Raw genomic sequence first — 15,050 nt, 5'->3', positions numbered from 1 at the left:
CAGCGATAATAACGATGAACGATAAGGAGGCGCCATGTCAGCGTCGCAGCTCCCCCAGCGCCCACCCTCCCGAGGCGAGTTCACTCCGCGCAGGATCCGCTCGGACGCCATCGGCGTACTCGTCATGTGCTCACTCGCCGCGATCGCCGTCGTCGCGCTCGCGATCGCCGAGTTCCGGCGTCGCTTCGTCCCCGGTGGCATCGCGTGGACCCTTCCGATCCAACCGCGGGAGATCACCGCGGAGGGGGTGACGGAGTACGGCGCAGACGGACCGATCGCAGCGGACCCCATCTCCGGGATCGCGACGCGGATCGACGTGATCGTGCCCGATGTCAACCCGGTCTCGACGGTGTGCCTGGCGATCTCGATCGTGCTCGCGGCCATTGCCGCCCTGGTCGTGATCGCCTGCACGGCGCGACTGACGCGGAGTGTGCTGCGCGGCGAGTTCTTCACGCCCGCCGTGAGCCGAGCGTTCAGCGCAGCCATGTGGAGCGGCGTCGGCGGAGCGCTCGCGGCGTATGCGTTCCGGCACTTCGCGGCGAACGGGGTAGCCGCAGCACTCGACGTCCGTGCCACAGACACCGGAACTCTGGCGTGGTGGGGATGGTACGTGATCATCCTCTTCGGGATCTCCGCCCTCGGACTGATCGACATCGCAATCCGACGCGCGATGCGCCTCGAGCGCGAGACCGAGGGCCTCGTATGACTCCCGTCGACCCCGGCGAGGGGCACGCGATCCACTGCCGGCTCGACGAGCTGCTCGCAGAGCGGGGTCTCACCCTCACCCAGGTGAGCGAGATGGTCGGGGTGAGCCTCGTGAACCTCTCCGTGCTGAAGAATGATCGCGCGCGAGCGATCCGCTTCTCGACGCTCACCGCGATCTGCCGTGCGCTCGACTGCGAGGTGGGCGACCTGCTCGTCGTCTCCGAGTAGCGCGACGTCGGAGCCAGAGCCCGTGCAGGCCGGAGGCGGACCCGCGCAGTCCACTGGCTCGACACCCCGCGTTCACCCGTGCCGCTTACCGTGAACGCATGTCGTCGCCCTCGCTCTCCCCAGCAGCACCCGCGTCTGCGCTCGCCCTGATCCGCGCGTTCGCCGCGACCCTCGGGCAGAGCGAGGGCGCGGTCGCCCGAGTGATCCTCGATCGCCCCGCCGACGTCCCGCAATGGTCGACGCAGGAGCTCGCCGCGGCGGCCGGAACATCGACCGCCACCGTCATCAGAGCCTGCCAGCGGCTCGGATTCCGCGGGTTCCAGCATCTGCGCCTCGAACTGGCACGGGAGATGCCCGCCTCCGGCACCGAGGAGCGCACCCCGGGAGACGCCGTGGACCAGGTCTTCGAGAGCGCGCGGGCCGCACTGCTCGTCGGGCGGGCTTCGATCGACCGCACCGCCCTCGCCGAGGCCGCCGCGCTGCTCGCGCGCGCCTCGCGCGTCGTGTGCGCCGCCAACGGGTTCTCCGCTCCACCACTGCAAGACGCCGCCATGCGCCTCGCCACGGTCGGCCGCCCGGTGGAAGCGCCGCTCGACATCCTCGCTCAGCAGTTCGCCGCTCACAGCCTCACCGATGCTGACGTCTGTTTCGCACTCAGCCATTCCGGGGCGAACGCGCACACACTGGCGACGGTGCGCGCCGCGCGCAAGCGCGGTGCGCGAATCGTGTCGCTCTGCAGCTATCCGAGAGCCCCCCTGGTCGAGCTCTCGGACGTCGCGCTCTCGACCGGCGCGGTCGGCACCCAGCACGCGGTCGATCCCTTCTTCAGCCGACTCGGCCACTCCGTGCTGTTGCAGGCGCTCGTCACGGAGGTCGCAGGCCTGCGATCGAGCACCGACGCGCTCGACATGCGCGAGGTCGTCGCCGACGCACTCGTCGACTCTCAGCAGTAAATCTATCTGATCTGGGATTTTCGGACCCTTCTCCAGTTCGACAGCTGCGCGTCCCCACCCGTTCACCACCGCGACACCCTGCCCGGCGATGCTGCTCATGTAACCGCATTTCACGCCCGATGTAACGGGCGACACCGGCAGGAGAACAGAGCAGTGCACGACATTTCACTCGACGGCAGCTACAACGCACGAGGCATCGGTCACCGCCGTCGCCCCTGGCTCGTGCGCTCGGCCGGCCTCGATGCGCTCACCTCCGGCGGCGAGCGCAGCCTCCGGGACGTCGGCGTCGACCTCGTCATCGACCTGCGCGAGGAATCGGAGCAGGCGGGGCGCACGCACACGATCCCCGTGCGCTCCGTGCCGCTCTACGGCGCAGCGCCGCCCAGCTCGGGAACGCTCGAATCCGTCTACGCGGGGCTCGTCCGCGATCGCGGCTCACGGCTCACCGCCGCTGTCATCGCCATCGCCGAGCACCCGGGAACCGCGGTCGTGCACTGCACAGCCGGGAAGGACCGCACCGGACTCGTCGTCGCACTGGCGAGACTCGCCGCGGGAGACGCGCGTGCCGAAGTCGTGGCTGACTACGCAGTATCGGGCGAGACCGTGCGCCCGCAGCGGGAGGCGATCGCCGCCGCGCAGCTCTCGGGCGTCACGCTCTCAGCTGCGGCGCGCGCCGCGTCGGAGCGACTCCACCTGGACAGCCCCGCGGAGGCCCTCGAGTCGGCACTCGACATCGTGGATGAGCTGGGAGGGGTCGCGCAGTATCTCCGCACGCACGGCGCGACGTCCGGGCACGTGGCCGCCCTCGCGGATCGGGCGGACGCGCACGCCGCCATCGCCACGGGATCAGTCGCATGAGCCGCCGCACCGGCCGGTTCACGCTGCTCCACGTGAGCGACCTCCACGCCACGGAGAGCGGTCTGCTCTACGACGCGGTCGACGGCCTGGGTCGGCTCGAACGGGTGGGCGATTACGCGCTCGCGACCGGCATCACGCCGGAGGCGGTCGTCATCACCGGCGACCTCATCGAACGCGGCAACGCCGGCGCCTACGCCGCGGTGGCACGGGCGTGCGATCGCCTGCAGGACCGCCTGGCCGCACCGGTGCTCACCGTGCTCGGCAACCACGACGACCCCATCGCCGCGCACGCACTTCCCGGCCACGCGCGCGCGCACTTCGGCGCCCACCTCGTCGACGGCGTCCGCGTGGTCCGCCTCGACTCGCGCACCGGCCGCATCGACGCCGATCAACTCGAGTGGCTCGCCTCCGAGCTCGCTGCACCGGCGGAACGCGGCACGGTCGTCGCGCTGCACCACGCGCCGCTCGGCTCACCGCTGCCGGCGCTCCGCCGCCAGGGCCTCCGCAACGCGGAAGAGCTGCTCCACGTACTCGACGGCAGCGACGTCCGCGCGATCCTCGCCGGGCATTTCCACCACGGCCTCACAGCATCGATGCACGGCATTCCCATCTTCGTCGGCCCCTCTCTCGCCTACCACCAGGTGATGAACGCCGGCCCCGACGCCGTCGCCGGGCACGACTCCCCCATGTTCTCGCTCGTCCAGTTCACGAGCGAGGGAGTGAGCGCTTCCACCATCGCGCTGCACTCACCCGAGCCCCTCTTCACCCAATCCATCACCCGCTCTGCACAGAAAGCGACCCATGTCTCGTAACCGTTCCACCGGCGTCATCGCCGCGTTCGCCCTGTCGGCCCTCGCACTCACCGGATGCGCCGCTTCGGCGGACGCAACCGACTCCGGCGATGCCGGCACCCCCGATGCGTCGACGATCACCCTGTACACCTCGGAGCCGCAGGAGAAGATCGACGCGATCGTCGCGGCGTTCACCGAGCAGCACCCGGAGATCACCGTCGACGTCTTCCGCGCCGGCACCGGAGATCTCACCGCTCGTATCGCAGCCGAGGAGAAGTCGGGCGACATCGGCGCCGACCTGCTGCTGGCGGCCGACGCCGGCACGTTCGAGGACTACGCCGAGCGCGACCTGCTCCTCGAGTACGAATCCCCCGAAGCCGCGGCCATCAATCAGGATCTCGTCGATCCCGAGCACTTCTACGTCGGCACGCGAGTGCTGCCGACCGTCGTCGCGATCAACACGAACGTCATCACCGAGGCCCCCGAGTCGTGGCAGGATCTCACCGACCCCGAGTACGCGGGGAAGATCGCGATGCCGAACCCCGACGTCTCGGGCGCCGCTGCGTACAACGCCGCCGTGTGGCTCGACAACGACGACCTGGGCATGACCTGGCTCGAGGGGCTCGCCGCCAACCAGCCCCTGATCGCAGAGAGCAACGGCCCCGTCTCGCAGGCCGTCGCCGACGGCAGCAGCCCGGTCGGGATCGTCGTCGACTCCCTCGTGCGGGACCTCGCCGCCGCCGGTTCGCCCATCGAGGCGGTCTACCCCGAGGAGGGCGTGCCCTTCGTGTCGCAGCCGGTCGGCATCTTCGCCGATACCGCGGAGCCAGAGGCCTCCCAGTTGCTCGTCGACTTCCTCATCAGCAAGGAAGGGCAGGAGATCGCAGCATCGCAGTCGTACCTCCCGATCCGCGATGACGTCGAGAGCCCGGAAGGCGCGCCCGCGACTGCCGACATCACACTACTCGCCCCCGACCTCGAGACGATCCGCGCGTCGCAGGCCGACGCCGTCGAGACTTTCAATGGCCTCTTCCAGTAACACGCTCTCGCCCCCGCTCGCGGGCTCGACCGACCACGGTCGGGCCCGCGGTTCCGGGGACGCCCGAGGTGCCGGGGACGCCCGCGGGACCGGCCGGGATCGCGCCACCGATGCGGCGAGGTCCCGGTTCTCGCTCGACGGCCTCGGCGCGGTGCGCATCGCCCTGTGGTGCGCGGTCGCCGCCCTCATCCTCGTACCGATCATCGCGATCGTCGTCCTCGCCGCGACCGGCGGCGGATGGACGGCCCTCGGCGATCCCGACGTGCTCGGAGCCGCCGGCAACTCGCTCGTCTCCGCCGCCGTCTCAGCCGTGCTCGCCGTGGTCATCGGCAGCGCGCTCGCCGTGCTGCTCGAACGCACCGACCTGCCCGGCCGTCGCGCGCTCCGCCTGCTCGCACTCAGCCCGATGCTCATGCCGCCGTTCGTCGGGGCGATCGCCTGGCTCAGCCTGCTCGGCCCCTCGGCAGCGGTGAACACGTTCTGGACGCAGCGGTTCGGCGCACCGCTCTGGAATCTCTACGGCGGCGACGGCGTGATCTTCCTCCTCACCCTCCACAGCTACCCGATCGCGATGATGATCGTGACAGCTGCACTGCGGCGCATTCCCGCGGACCTGGAGCAGGCGGCGCGCATCTCCGGCTCCTCCGCGCCCCGCGCGCTCTGGGAGGTCACGACGCCGCTGCTGCGACCCGCCATGCTCTCCTCGTTCACACTCATCGCCGTGTCGAATCTCGCCGATTTCGGCATCCCCTCCATCATCGGTCTGCCCGAGCGCTACGTCACGCTCTCCACCCTCGTCTACCGCTACCTGCAGTCGGGCACCGTCGACGACCCCCTCGCGGTGGTCTCGGCCATCGGGTTCGTACTGCTCGTCATCGCGCTGCTCGGTGTCGTCGTCGATCTGCTGCGCACGCGCACACGGGTCGAGCTCGACGCGCAAGCCGGAGCACCGGCCCGGCTCCCGCTCGGACGCGCCAGGGTGCCGGTCGGCGCGCTCACCGCCATCGCAGTGCTCGCGGTCACCGTGCTGCCGCTCATCACGCTCGCCATTCAATCCCTCTTGCCAGCGCCCGGGGTGCCGCTCACCCTCGAGACGATCACGCTCGCGAGCTTCGAACGGGCCCTGTCGGCATCGGGCACACTCACCGGTATCGGCAACTCACTGATGCTGGCGACACTCGCCGCCATCATCTGCGGAGTGCTGGGACTCGGGATCGGCACGTTCGTGACCCGCACGCGCGCTCGGAGCAACCCCGCGCTGCTCGGTCTGTCGCTCCTGCCGCAGGCGATCCCCGGACTCGTCATCGCTGTCGCCTGGCTCGTGATCGCACCGAAGATCGGCCTCTCCAACACGCCCTGGCTGATCCTCTGCGCCTATCTGACGTCGTTCCTCGCCCTGGTCGTGCAATCCGTGCACGCCCCGCTCTCCGCGACCCCGACGACTGCGGAGGAGGCAGCCCGCATCTCGGGCGCCACCCGGCTGCGGGCGCTCTGGGACATCTCGTGCCGCATGGCCGTTCCCGCAGCGATCTCGGGGGCGGTTCTCGTCGGGCTCACCGCTGTGCGCGAGCTCACGCTCTCCGTACTCCTGCTCTCGCCCGGCTCCCAGACGCTCGGCGTCGTCATCTTCAACCTGCAGCAGGCAGGCGCCTACAACGCCTCGTCCGCGCTCTCGCTCATCGTCGCACTCGTCGGACTCGCCGGTCTCGGCCTCACCGCCCGCACCCCACGTTAGGAACGCTCGTGTCTTCCGTCGCACTCGAATCGGTCAGTCTCTCCTACCCCGGGGGCCATCTCGGGCTCGCCGACGTCGATCTCCGCATCGGCGACGGCGAGTTCGTGGCCCTCGTCGGCCCGTCGGGCTCCGGCAAGACGACCCTGCTGCGCACGGTCGCCGGCTTCATCGCCCCGACCGCCGGAACCGTGCGCATCGGCGATACCGTGGTGGCTTCGCCGAGCCGGAGCCTGGAGCCCGAGCGGCGCGGGCTCGGCATGGTGTTCCAGCAGCACGCGGTCTGGCCGCACTGGAACGTCGGCCGCAACATCGAGTACCCCTTGCGCCGGGGCGGCGTCTCGCGAGCGGAGCGCCGCCGCCGCGTCGCAGAGGCACTCGATCTCGTGGGTCTCCCCGGCGCCGAGCGGCGCAACCCCGCCACGCTCTCCGGCGGCCAGCGGCAGCGCGTCGCGATCGCCCGAGCAATCGTCGCGCGCCCGCGCGTGCTGCTCCTCGACGAGGCGCTCTCCGCACTCGACGAGCCGCTGCGCGATCGCCTCCGGCTCGAACTCCGCGCGCTCACCCGCGAGCTCGGCCTGACCGTGCTGCACGTCACCCACGACCGGAGCGAGGCGCTCGCGCTCGCCGATCGGGTGGTCGTCGTCGACGGCGGCCGAGTCCAGCAAGTGGCGACCCCCGCTGAGCTGGTCGAGCGCCCCGCGTCGGCCTTCGTCGCGGGGTTCGTCTCCGATGCGGCGATCGTGCCGGGAGTGCTCGACCACGCCGGGTTCCGCGCTGATCAGCACCCGCTCGCGCTGCCGTTCGAGCGTGTGGACGGGACGCGACTCGACGGCCAGGGGCGAAACGGTGGCGCTGCAGTGGAACTCGCCGTCTCGCCCGAGCACGTGCGCGCGATTCCAGACCCATCGGGCCCCGCGACCGTCACCTCGTCGCTCTTCGGCCGAGGCGGCGACGACCTCGTGATCGACTGGCAGGGGCTCTCGATCCGCTCGCGTGCGCACGGCGTGCGTTGCGCTGCTGGCACCCGTGTGCGCGTGGAGATCGAACGGGCGACCGCCTTCCGCAGCCCGACGACCGAGACGCACGGGCGAGTGGTCTCCGAACCGTCAGCCGGTTCCTCCGTCGCGGGCGCAGCACGACCTCGACCGGTTAGCGTGGGAGTATGAGCACCCCTGAATCTCGAGCCGCATCCATCGTCATCGTTCGGCACGGCGAGACCGACTGGAACATCGGTCGCCGCATCCAGGGCCGCACCGATATCCCGCTGAACGAGCGCGGCCGCAGCCAGGCCGGTGAGATCGCCGAGCTGCTGCACGATGCAGGGCCGTGGCAGCGCGTCATCGCGTCCCCGCTCAGTCGCGCCGCCGAAACCGCTCGCATCATCTCCGACCGGCTCGAGCTGCCGCAGGCGGAGATCGCGGATGACGTCATCGAGCGCGACTTCGGTTCGGCCGAGGGGATGCTCGTCACCGATGCCAGCGCCCGGTGGCCCGGCCTCGACGTCCCCGACGCGGAAGCTCTCGCGGCGCTCGCGGAACGCGGAGCGTCAGCGTTCGGGCGGATCCTGCGCGAGGCCCCCGGTTCGATCGTCGTGGCCCACGGAGCGCTCATCCGCTCCGCCCTGACCGCGCTGAGCGGAACGGAAGCTCCGCGCATCCTCAACGGCGAGGCCTGGCTGATCTCACCGGCGGCCGCGAGGGATGCACCGGCAGCCCACGAGATCCCGTTCCCGGTCGACGAGACGCGGAACGGGCCACGGATCGCGATCCGCCGCCTCGGCACCCCGGCTGAGCAGCACGCGTTCTGACGCCGAGCCCGTCCGGTCGCGCTTCCCCGACTACTGCGCCGGGTTCTGCGGCGTCGCGGGCGCCTGCGGAGCGAGCGGTTCGATGACGACGGCCGTGCCGTACGCGCAGAACTCGGTGAAGTTGCCGATCGCGCCTGAGTCGAACCGCATCGCCACCACCGCATTCCCGCCGCGGGACTGGGCCTCCGCCCACATGCGGTGCATCACTTCCCAGCGCGATTCGTAGATCACCTTCGTGTACTCGGGCATCTCGCCGCCGCCCAGTGCCCGGAAGCCCGCCGTGAAGTTCTGCCCGAAGTTCGCCGAACGCACGGTGAGCCCCATCACCTCCCCGAGCACCTGGGTGATCCGGTATCCCGGTACGTCGTTGGTGGTCACTGCGAACATGATCTGATTCCCCTCGTACGACTCTGCTCGCACCCACCGGCGCAGCTGAGTTCAGCGTAGACCCTCGCCGCTCGCGGCGAGGCTACTGCAGCGCCGAGGTGAGTCGCGCGATGCCGTCGAGCAGCTGCGAGGGCAGTGACTGCTTCTCCCACTCCTCAAGGGTCAGCTCGCGCGAGTTCTCGCGGTAGTAATCGGTGACGCCGTCGAGATCGCGCACGAATTCCGCTCCGTGCACCACCATCGAGATCTCCATGTTGAGCCCGAAGGATCGCTGATCCATGTTCGACGATCCGACGACCGCGACCTCCTCGTCGACGGTGAAGTGCTTCGAGTGCAGGATGTACGGCGGGCGGAACATCATGATGCGCACCCCGGCGCGCAGCAGCTCCTCGTAGTAGGAGCGCTGGGCGTGGTACACCATCGCCTGGTCGCCGACCTCCGAGACGAAGAGCTCGACCTCGACCCCGCGAGCCGTCGCGGCGCGCACGGCGTTCATGATGGAGCCGTCCGGAACGAAGTACGGGCTCGTGATGCTGATGCGACGCTGCGCCGAGTACATGAGGGCGACGAAGACCTGCAGGTTGTTCTCGCCTGCGTATCCCGGGCCGCTCGGCACGATCTGGCAGTCGAGGTCGCCGGGCTGCTGCACGTTGACCGCCTCGTCGGTGAGGTTCGTCAGGTACTCGCCGGTTTCGAGGTACCAGTCGCCTTGGAACACCGCTTCGAGTCCGAGCACGATGGGCCCTTCGACCCGCACCATGAGGTCTTTCCAGTGCAGACCGCGCCGCCGATTCGACCGCTTGTTGTAGCTGGAGTCGACGAGGTTCTGCGATCCCATGAAGCCGACGGAGCCGTCGATGACGATGAGCTTGCGGTGGTTGCGCAGGTCGGGGCGCTGATACTCGCCGCGCCACGGCCGCACCGGCAGCATGTACGACCACTGGGCGCCCATGTCGGTCAGACTCTGCGCCGTGCGCTTCGAGCCGGGATTCCGCACGGCCGAGATGTGGTCGAGCAGTACGCGCACCGTCACCCCGCGGGCCACGGCCTCGCGCAGAGCGGCGAAGACGTCGTTCGTGGTCTCGTCGTGCACCAAGATGTAGAACTCGACGTGCACGTACGCTTTCGCGGCGCGAATGGCCTCGGCCATCCGAGCGAACGATTCCTCGTAGTCGATGCAGAGCGACGCCGTATTGCCCTGCAGCATCGGCTGCGCTCCGAGCTCACGGCCGAGCTTCACCACACTGTCGAGCCCCGGAAGCATCCGTTCCGGCGGCGTGATGAGTTCGGCTTCCTCCTGGTCGGCGATCTGGGCGACGAAGTGATTGATCGCCTCCTGCTTCCGCTCGCGTGCACGAGGAAGCCGCTTGCTCCCGATAACCAGGAAGAGCAGCAGACCGGGCACCGGCAGGGCGAAGATCGCCATGAGCCAGGCCATGCCGGCGGTGGGGCGCCGATTGCGCGGGACGACGAAGATGGCGACGAGACGAATCAGATTGTCGACGACGAGCACGAACCAGGCCCAGACGACGGGCCAATCCAGTCCGAACCAGTCGAATTCCATCTGGCTCCCTCCGCGTCACCTCAGTGCCATGATTGCGCGAGTGCGCGTACGTCCACTGTAGCGGGGAACCGTCGGCGCTCAGGCCTCGTCTCGAGCGGGCAGTCCGGCTTTCGCGCGCTCCTCGGCCTCGATGCGCTGGTACGCCTGGCGCTCCGTGCGATCGGCGCGCAGGATCAGCCGCAGCACCAGCCAGAAGAAGATGCCGATCAGCACGGTCGGAGTCAGCGACCAGATCGCGTTCAACCACCAATTGTCCATAGTTCCCCCAGTGTACGTGCGCTCCCGCGCGGAAACCTGGGGAGCTCGGAAGGTGCTTACTTGACGAGCGGGAAGAGGATCGTCTCCCGGATCCCGAGGCCCGTGAGCGCCATGAGCAGTCGATCCATGCCCATGCCCATGCCGCCCGACGGAGGCATCCCGTGCTCGAGCGCGCGCAGGAAGTCCTCGTCGATCGGCATCGCCTCGTCGTCGCCGCGCGCCGCCTCCGCCGCCTGCTGCGTGAAGCGCTCGCGCTGCACCACGGGGTCGACGAGCTCCGAGTACCCGGTCGCGAGCTCGAAGCCGCGCACGTAGAGATCCCATTTCTCGACGAGACCGGGGATCGAGCGGTGGTGCCGGGTGAGGGGGCTCGTCTCGACCGGGAAGTCCATGACGAAGGTGGGACGGATCAGTCCGTCCTTCACGAAGTGCTCCCACAGTTCTTCGACGAGCTTGCCGTGGTTGGGCAGGTGCACCTCGACGCCCTCGGCGTCGGCGAGCGCCTGCAGATCGCCGACGCTCGTCTCCGGCGTGATCTCGCGGCCGACGGCCTCCGAGAGCGTGCCGTACATCGAGATGCGCTCCCAGTCGCCGCCGAGATCGAACAGCGTCCCGTCGGCCCAGCGCACCACATGGGTGCCCTCGCGCTCCGTTCCCGCGTTGGCCGCGAGGGCCGCGTTCTGCACGAGCAACTGCGTGAGATCGGCGATGCCGTTGTAGTCGGAGTACGCCTCGTACGCCTCGAGCATCGCGAATTCGGGGCTGTGCGTCGAGTCGGCGCCCTCGTTGCGGAAGTTGCGGTTGATCTCGAAGACGCGCTCGAGGCCGCCGACGGCCGCGCGCTTGAGGTACAGTTCGGGTGCGATGCGCAGGTAGAGCTCGGTGTCGAAGGCGTTCGACTTCGTGACGAACGGACGGGCCGAAGCGCCGCCGTGCATCGTCTGCAGCATCGGCGTCTCGACCTCGATGAAGTCGCGCTCCGCGAACGTGCTGCGCAGGCTGGCCATGGTGCGCGCACGGGTGACGACGTTGATGCGGGCCTGCTCCCGCTGGATCAGATCGAGGTAGCGCTGGCGGATGCGCGTCTCCTCGTTGAGCTCGGCGTACATGTTCGGCAGCGGCGCGATCGCCTTCGCGGCGATGGCCCAGTCGCTCACCATGATCGACAGCTCGCCGCGGCGGCTCGAGATGACCTCGCCGCTCACGAACAGGTGGTCGCCGAGGTCGGTGAGCTCCTTGTAGCGTGCGAGCGATTCCTCGCCCACCTCGGCGAGGCTCACCATCGCCTGGATGCGCGTGCCGTCGCCGGCCTGCAGCGAGGCGAAGCAGAGCTTGCCCGTGTTGCGCTGGAACACGATGCGCCCCGCCAGGCCCACGCGCTCGCCGGAGGCCGTATCGGGCGTCTCCTCCAGGTGACCGTACTGGGCGCGGACCGCCGGAATCGTGGTGGTCACCGGCAGTGCGACGGGATAGGCTCCGCCCGCGAGGTCCGCGTCGGCGTTCAGCCGGTCGCGCTTCTCGAGTCGCACCCGCTTCTGCTCGAAGATCTCTTCGGCGGTCGCCTCCGGGGCGCTCTCTGCGGGTGCTGCGGTCTGCTCGCTCATAGGGGCGGGGTCCTCCGGATCGTGTCGGCGTACCGACCCATCCTAGCTTCCGCCTGCGGCGTCGGCTGGCCCACGGCGATTGCCGGGGCCCGCGAGTCACAGTTCGGGATCGGGCTCCCCCGCGATCAGCTCCTCCTCGACCGCGGCACGCACGATCCCGGCGACGATCTGGCCCGGGCGCTCGATCCCGAGCGCCCGGAGGGCGTCGATGTTCTGCCGCACGATCGCGCGGGAGAACTCGCTCGCCGCACTCACGGCTTCGGCGTAGGCCGCGCGATCCTCCTCGGCGACGATGACGGGCTCGGCGCCCATCTCGACGGCGAGCGCCTGCCCGATGGGCAGCACCGGCGCAGGGGCGGTGACGGCCACCGTCGCCTCGGCGAGTCGCGTGAGGTCGAGACTGGTCCCCGTGAACACCATCGCCGGGTGGAGGGCGAGTGGAATCACCCCCGCGGCGAGCGCCGGGGCGAACACGCCGTACCCGTGCTCGGGCGCGGTGTGGATCGCGAGCTGCCCGGGCTGCCAGGCGCCGGTCGCGGCGAGCCCGGTGACCAGGTCGGGAAGTTCGCTGCCCGGAACGGCGAACAGGACGAGTTCTGAGCGCCGTACGACCTCGGCGACGTCGAGCACCGGCACTCCGGGCAGCATCGCCTCCGCGCGCTCCCGCCCGTCGACTCCGAGCGCCGTGATGCCGACGATCGCATGCCCGGCTCCTGCGAGCGCCCGGGCGAGTACGGGCCCGACGCGGCCGGCGCCGACGACGCCGATGCCGAGCCTGGACGCGGCTGCACCCGCGCTCACGCCTCGTGCGCCCGTCCGCTCGTGAGCCCGTCGCCGTGGCGCGGGGCGCGGGGCGACTCGGGCGATACGGGCTCGGGCGATACGGGCTCCGGCGATACCGGCTCCGGCAGCGCGGACTCGGCGGGCACCGGCTCGGCCAGCACCGGCTCGGCGGGCATCGGCTCGGCCAGCGGAGCGCGCGCCTCGAGGATGCGCTGGGCTTCGGCGCCCTGCACGCGGAGCACGAGCGCTGCGAGCTCATCGAAGAGTCGGCGAGCGGCGCCGAGTTCGAGCCCGCGCATCTCCATGCGCACGGGCCCGAGCACCGTGTGCGCGGAGATCGATGCGAGGCCGAGCATGCGATGCACGAGCGGCCGTCGCAGCTGGATCGATTGCGCGCGGAGGATGGGCATGATCGCGAACGAGCGCGTCAGCACGCCGCGCCGAATGCGCAGCGTCGCGTCGTCACCGCCGGTGTCTTCGATGCGTAGGCCGGCGCGACGACGACCCCAGAGCAGCACGGCTGCCGAGCGTCGGCCCCCGCGCACGTACCCGTCGGCCGGGCCGATCAGTCCGTCGCGCAGGGTCGCGATCTCGTCGGCCTCCGTCCCGGTGCCGGGGAGCAGTGTCTCGATCACCCGGAGCACGTCGGCCTCTCGCCCAACGGGCAGCACGACGTTCTGGGTCGCGTTCTGCCCGCCCTGCGCGACGGAGTGGCCCGCCGTGGTGATGCGCACCTTCCACCAACCGAGCGGGCGCCAGAGCAGCGGCTGCCGCGCTTCCACCGCGTGGATGCGCCCGAACGGGATCGACTCGGTGATGGTCGACGTGAGGCCGGAACCGGTGCGCACCGCGTCGTCCGTGCGCGAGAGCGTGAAATTGAAGCCCTTGTTGAACTGCCCGAACATGACGCTCGCCATCACGATCAGCAGCGGGATGACGCCGAAGATCAAGAAGGCTTCGAGCACGGCGCCGCCGATGATGATGCCGGCGATGAGCACCACGAGGATGATCGCCTCCCACCCGAGCGCGATACTCGCCGCGAGCCGACCGACGGGCACTTTCACCAGCGTCTGCGCTTCGAGCGCCTCCGGGTCGATGTCGGCGTCGACGAAGTCATGCGCGCGGGCGGTGAGCGCGTCACCCGCAGTCGAGTAGACCGTTCCGTCCAATCCGACGGGCGCCGGGGCTGACACGTCGGCGACGGCGCGCTGACCTGCGGCACCGCCGCGTCGACGCGATCCTGACACCTGCAGAATCTGCTCGCGCACGGTTTTCGCGTCTCGATGGCCGAGGAACGACAGCTCGACCTTGCCCCCCTGCCCCGCGGTGACGACCTCGATCTTCGTGAGGCCGAGCGCGCGGGCCAAGAGAGATCGCTGCAGATTCACGCTCTGGATGCGCTCGAGCGGGGCGCGTCGATGCGAGCGGAACAGCACCCCGTTCCGCACCTCCACGGCGGCCTCCGTGATGCGGTACGTGGCGAACCGCCACGCCAGCCAGGAGAACAGCACGATCAGCAGGAGGATCAGCACGAGGCCGCCGAGCACGGCGAGCAGCAGCCCCTCGGCGACCAGGAACTCGTACAGGTCGACCAGGTCGCGATCACCGGAGACGTCGACGGACGCATCCCCGTCATCGAGGTTGTTCGCGAAGAAGAACTGCACGAAGTGATCTCGGAAGTTCGCGACGATGATGCCGGCGATCACGAGCAGCGCGAGCCCGCCGCGAAGGAGCGGCGACAGCGGATGCATGCGCCGCCAGCCCTCGGCGTCGGAGGAGCCGGGCAGTTGGGCGTCGACTTCGGGGTCGACGGTCACAGGCCCGACCTCCGCGCCTCGGCGAGCTCAACGAGACGGTCGCGCAGCTGCTCGGCGTCTTCGTGGCGCAGTCCGGGCAGATTGACTCCGGTCGCGGCCGAGGCGGTGACGAACTTGAGCGTCGCCAGTCCGAGTGCCCGCAGCAGCGGACCGCGAGTGACGTCGACCAATTGCAGGCGTCCGTACGGCACGGCGATGACGCGCTCGAACATGATGCCGCGGCGGAAGAGCAGATCGTCGTCGCGCAGCACGTATCCGATCGCGCGCACGCGTCGGAACGCGAAGATCGCGTTGATCAGGAAGATCAGGATCAGCGCCGGGAGACCGATGCGCAGGAAGAGCGGCGCGTCGCCACCGGTCGACATGAAGATCACCGCGAAGACGGCGGCCAGCGCGATGACGAACAGCAGGTTCACCGCGAGATCCGCCCACGCGTACGACGGCGAGACGCGCTTCCAGTCGACCCGCTCCGTCTGCCACCCGGCTGCGGACTCCGTTACCTCGACATCACCCGTAGTCAT

Annotated in this window: 16 protein-coding genes; 9 read left to right on the top strand and 7 right to left on the bottom strand. The window is 69.8% G+C overall.

All coding sequences use genetic code 11. The features are described from left to right. Positions 1-34 precede the first annotated feature (34 nt). The 9 genes from WFH23_RS10455 (at position 35) to WFH23_RS10415 (ending at position 8,116) form a co-directional block, all read left to right on the top strand. Positions 35-706, top strand: coding sequence for a hypothetical protein (locus WFH23_RS10455; protein ID WP_090150966.1), 672 nt, complete (start codon positions 35-37; stop codon positions 704-706). Beyond that, complete coding sequence (locus WFH23_RS10450; RefSeq protein WP_090150969.1) at positions 703-933, top strand: helix-turn-helix domain-containing protein; 231 nt, start codon at positions 703-705, stop codon at positions 931-933. Before WFH23_RS10455 ends, WFH23_RS10450 begins: the two co-directional genes overlap by 4 nt. A 98-nt stretch (positions 934-1,031) precedes the next feature. Next, complete coding sequence (locus tag WFH23_RS10445; protein ID WP_200331351.1) at positions 1,032-1,886, top strand: MurR/RpiR family transcriptional regulator; 855 nt, start codon at positions 1,032-1,034, stop codon at positions 1,884-1,886. A gap of 153 nt (positions 1,887-2,039) precedes the next feature. After that, complete coding sequence (locus WFH23_RS10440) at positions 2,040-2,744, top strand: tyrosine-protein phosphatase (protein ID WP_090150975.1); 705 nt, start codon at positions 2,040-2,042, stop codon at positions 2,742-2,744. Then, positions 2,741-3,556, top strand: coding sequence for a metallophosphoesterase family protein (locus WFH23_RS10435; RefSeq protein WP_336662474.1), 816 nt, complete (start codon positions 2,741-2,743; stop codon positions 3,554-3,556). Before WFH23_RS10440 ends, WFH23_RS10435 begins: the two co-directional genes overlap by 4 nt. Then, on the top strand, positions 3,546-4,574 hold the full coding sequence (locus WFH23_RS10430; RefSeq protein ID WP_336662472.1) for an ABC transporter substrate-binding protein: 1,029 nt from the start codon (positions 3,546-3,548) through the stop codon (positions 4,572-4,574). Before WFH23_RS10435 ends, WFH23_RS10430 begins: the two co-directional genes overlap by 11 nt. Then, the gene (locus WFH23_RS10425; RefSeq protein ID WP_336662471.1) at positions 4,558-6,309 is read left to right on the top strand and encodes an ABC transporter permease; all 1,752 of its coding nucleotides are present in this window, start codon (positions 4,558-4,560) and stop codon (positions 6,307-6,309) included. The genes WFH23_RS10430 and WFH23_RS10425 overlap by 17 nt, the downstream gene beginning before the upstream one ends. Positions 6,310-6,317: 8 nt before the next feature. Continuing rightward, complete coding sequence (locus WFH23_RS10420) at positions 6,318-7,475, top strand: ABC transporter ATP-binding protein (RefSeq protein ID WP_336662470.1); 1,158 nt, start codon at positions 6,318-6,320, stop codon at positions 7,473-7,475. Further along, entirely contained in the window at positions 7,472-8,116 is a 645-nt protein-coding gene (locus WFH23_RS10415) for a histidine phosphatase family protein (RefSeq protein ID WP_090150986.1), read from the top strand. The genes WFH23_RS10420 and WFH23_RS10415 overlap by 4 nt, the downstream gene beginning before the upstream one ends. A 30-nt stretch (positions 8,117-8,146) precedes the next feature. Here WFH23_RS10415 and WFH23_RS10410 read toward each other — a convergent pair whose 3' ends face one another. From WFH23_RS10410 to WFH23_RS10380, 7 genes are all read right to left on the bottom strand, one after another. After that, entirely contained in the window at positions 8,147-8,503 is a 357-nt protein-coding gene (locus tag WFH23_RS10410) for a YbjQ family protein (RefSeq protein WP_090151423.1), read from the bottom strand. Between the two features lie 82 nt (positions 8,504-8,585). Continuing rightward, complete coding sequence (gene cls / locus WFH23_RS10405) at positions 8,586-10,067, bottom strand: cardiolipin synthase (RefSeq protein ID WP_200331340.1); 1,482 nt, start codon at positions 10,065-10,067, stop codon at positions 8,586-8,588. Between the two features lie 78 nt (positions 10,068-10,145). Next, positions 10,146-10,325: a hypothetical protein gene (locus WFH23_RS10400; RefSeq protein WP_090150992.1), complete on the bottom strand. Its 180-nt coding sequence runs from the start codon at positions 10,323-10,325 to the stop codon at positions 10,146-10,148. 56 nt (positions 10,326-10,381) lie between these two features. Continuing rightward, a complete protein-coding gene (lysS, locus tag WFH23_RS10395) occupies positions 10,382-11,929 on the bottom strand; it encodes a lysine--tRNA ligase (protein WP_336662469.1) in 1,548 nt (515 codons plus the stop codon). 96 nt (positions 11,930-12,025) lie between these two features. Further along, on the bottom strand, positions 12,026-12,730 hold the full coding sequence (locus WFH23_RS10390; protein ID WP_090150998.1) for a DUF2520 domain-containing protein: 705 nt from the start codon (positions 12,728-12,730) through the stop codon (positions 12,026-12,028). After that, on the bottom strand, positions 12,727-14,529 hold the full coding sequence (locus WFH23_RS10385; RefSeq protein ID WP_336662468.1) for a PH domain-containing protein: 1,803 nt from the start codon (positions 14,527-14,529) through the stop codon (positions 12,727-12,729). Before WFH23_RS10385 ends, WFH23_RS10390 begins: the two co-directional genes overlap by 4 nt. Continuing rightward, positions 14,526-15,050 carry a PH domain-containing protein gene (locus WFH23_RS10380; RefSeq protein ID WP_176698367.1) on the bottom strand — a complete coding sequence of 175 codons (525 nt, stop codon included), beginning with the start codon at positions 15,048-15,050 and terminating at the stop codon, positions 14,526-14,528. Before WFH23_RS10380 ends, WFH23_RS10385 begins: the two co-directional genes overlap by 4 nt.

Source organism: Leucobacter sp. USHLN154 (genome assembly GCF_037145595.1).
In the GTDB taxonomy this organism is placed as follows: Bacteria; Actinomycetota; Actinomycetes; order Actinomycetales; family Microbacteriaceae; genus Leucobacter; species Leucobacter alluvii.
This window is presented reverse-complemented; position numbering and strand designations above follow the sequence as displayed.

What these genes read in the sequence shown, in the direction of transcription:
- lysS (WP_336662469.1), bottom strand. Translation starts at nt 11,929, where the DNA reads ATGAGCGAGCAGACCGCAGCACCCGCAGAGAGCGCCCCGGAGGCGACC.
- WFH23_RS10430 (WP_336662472.1), top strand. Translation starts at nt 3,546, where the DNA reads ATGTCTCGTAACCGTTCCACCGGCGTCATCGCCGCGTTCGCCCTGTCG.
- WFH23_RS10425 (WP_336662471.1), top strand. Translation starts at nt 4,558, where the DNA reads ATGGCCTCTTCCAGTAACACGCTCTCGCCCCCGCTCGCGGGCTCGACC.
- WFH23_RS10445 (WP_200331351.1), top strand. Translation starts at nt 1,032, where the DNA reads ATGTCGTCGCCCTCGCTCTCCCCAGCAGCACCCGCGTCTGCGCTCGCC.
- cls (WP_200331340.1), bottom strand. Translation starts at nt 10,067, where the DNA reads ATGGAATTCGACTGGTTCGGACTGGATTGGCCCGTCGTCTGGGCCTGG.
- WFH23_RS10400 (WP_090150992.1), bottom strand. Translation starts at nt 10,325, where the DNA reads ATGGACAATTGGTGGTTGAACGCGATCTGGTCGCTGACTCCGACCGTG.
- WFH23_RS10380 (WP_176698367.1), bottom strand. Translation starts at nt 15,050, where the DNA reads ATGACTACGGGTGATGTCGAGGTAACGGAGTCCGCAGCCGGGTGGCAG.
- WFH23_RS10410 (WP_090151423.1), bottom strand. Translation starts at nt 8,503, where the DNA reads ATGTTCGCAGTGACCACCAACGACGTACCGGGATACCGGATCACCCAG.
- WFH23_RS10435 (WP_336662474.1), top strand. Translation starts at nt 2,741, where the DNA reads ATGAGCCGCCGCACCGGCCGGTTCACGCTGCTCCACGTGAGCGACCTC.
- WFH23_RS10415 (WP_090150986.1), top strand. Translation starts at nt 7,472, where the DNA reads ATGAGCACCCCTGAATCTCGAGCCGCATCCATCGTCATCGTTCGGCAC.
- WFH23_RS10455 (WP_090150966.1), top strand. Translation starts at nt 35, where the DNA reads ATGTCAGCGTCGCAGCTCCCCCAGCGCCCACCCTCCCGAGGCGAGTTC.
- WFH23_RS10450 (WP_090150969.1), top strand. Translation starts at nt 703, where the DNA reads ATGACTCCCGTCGACCCCGGCGAGGGGCACGCGATCCACTGCCGGCTC.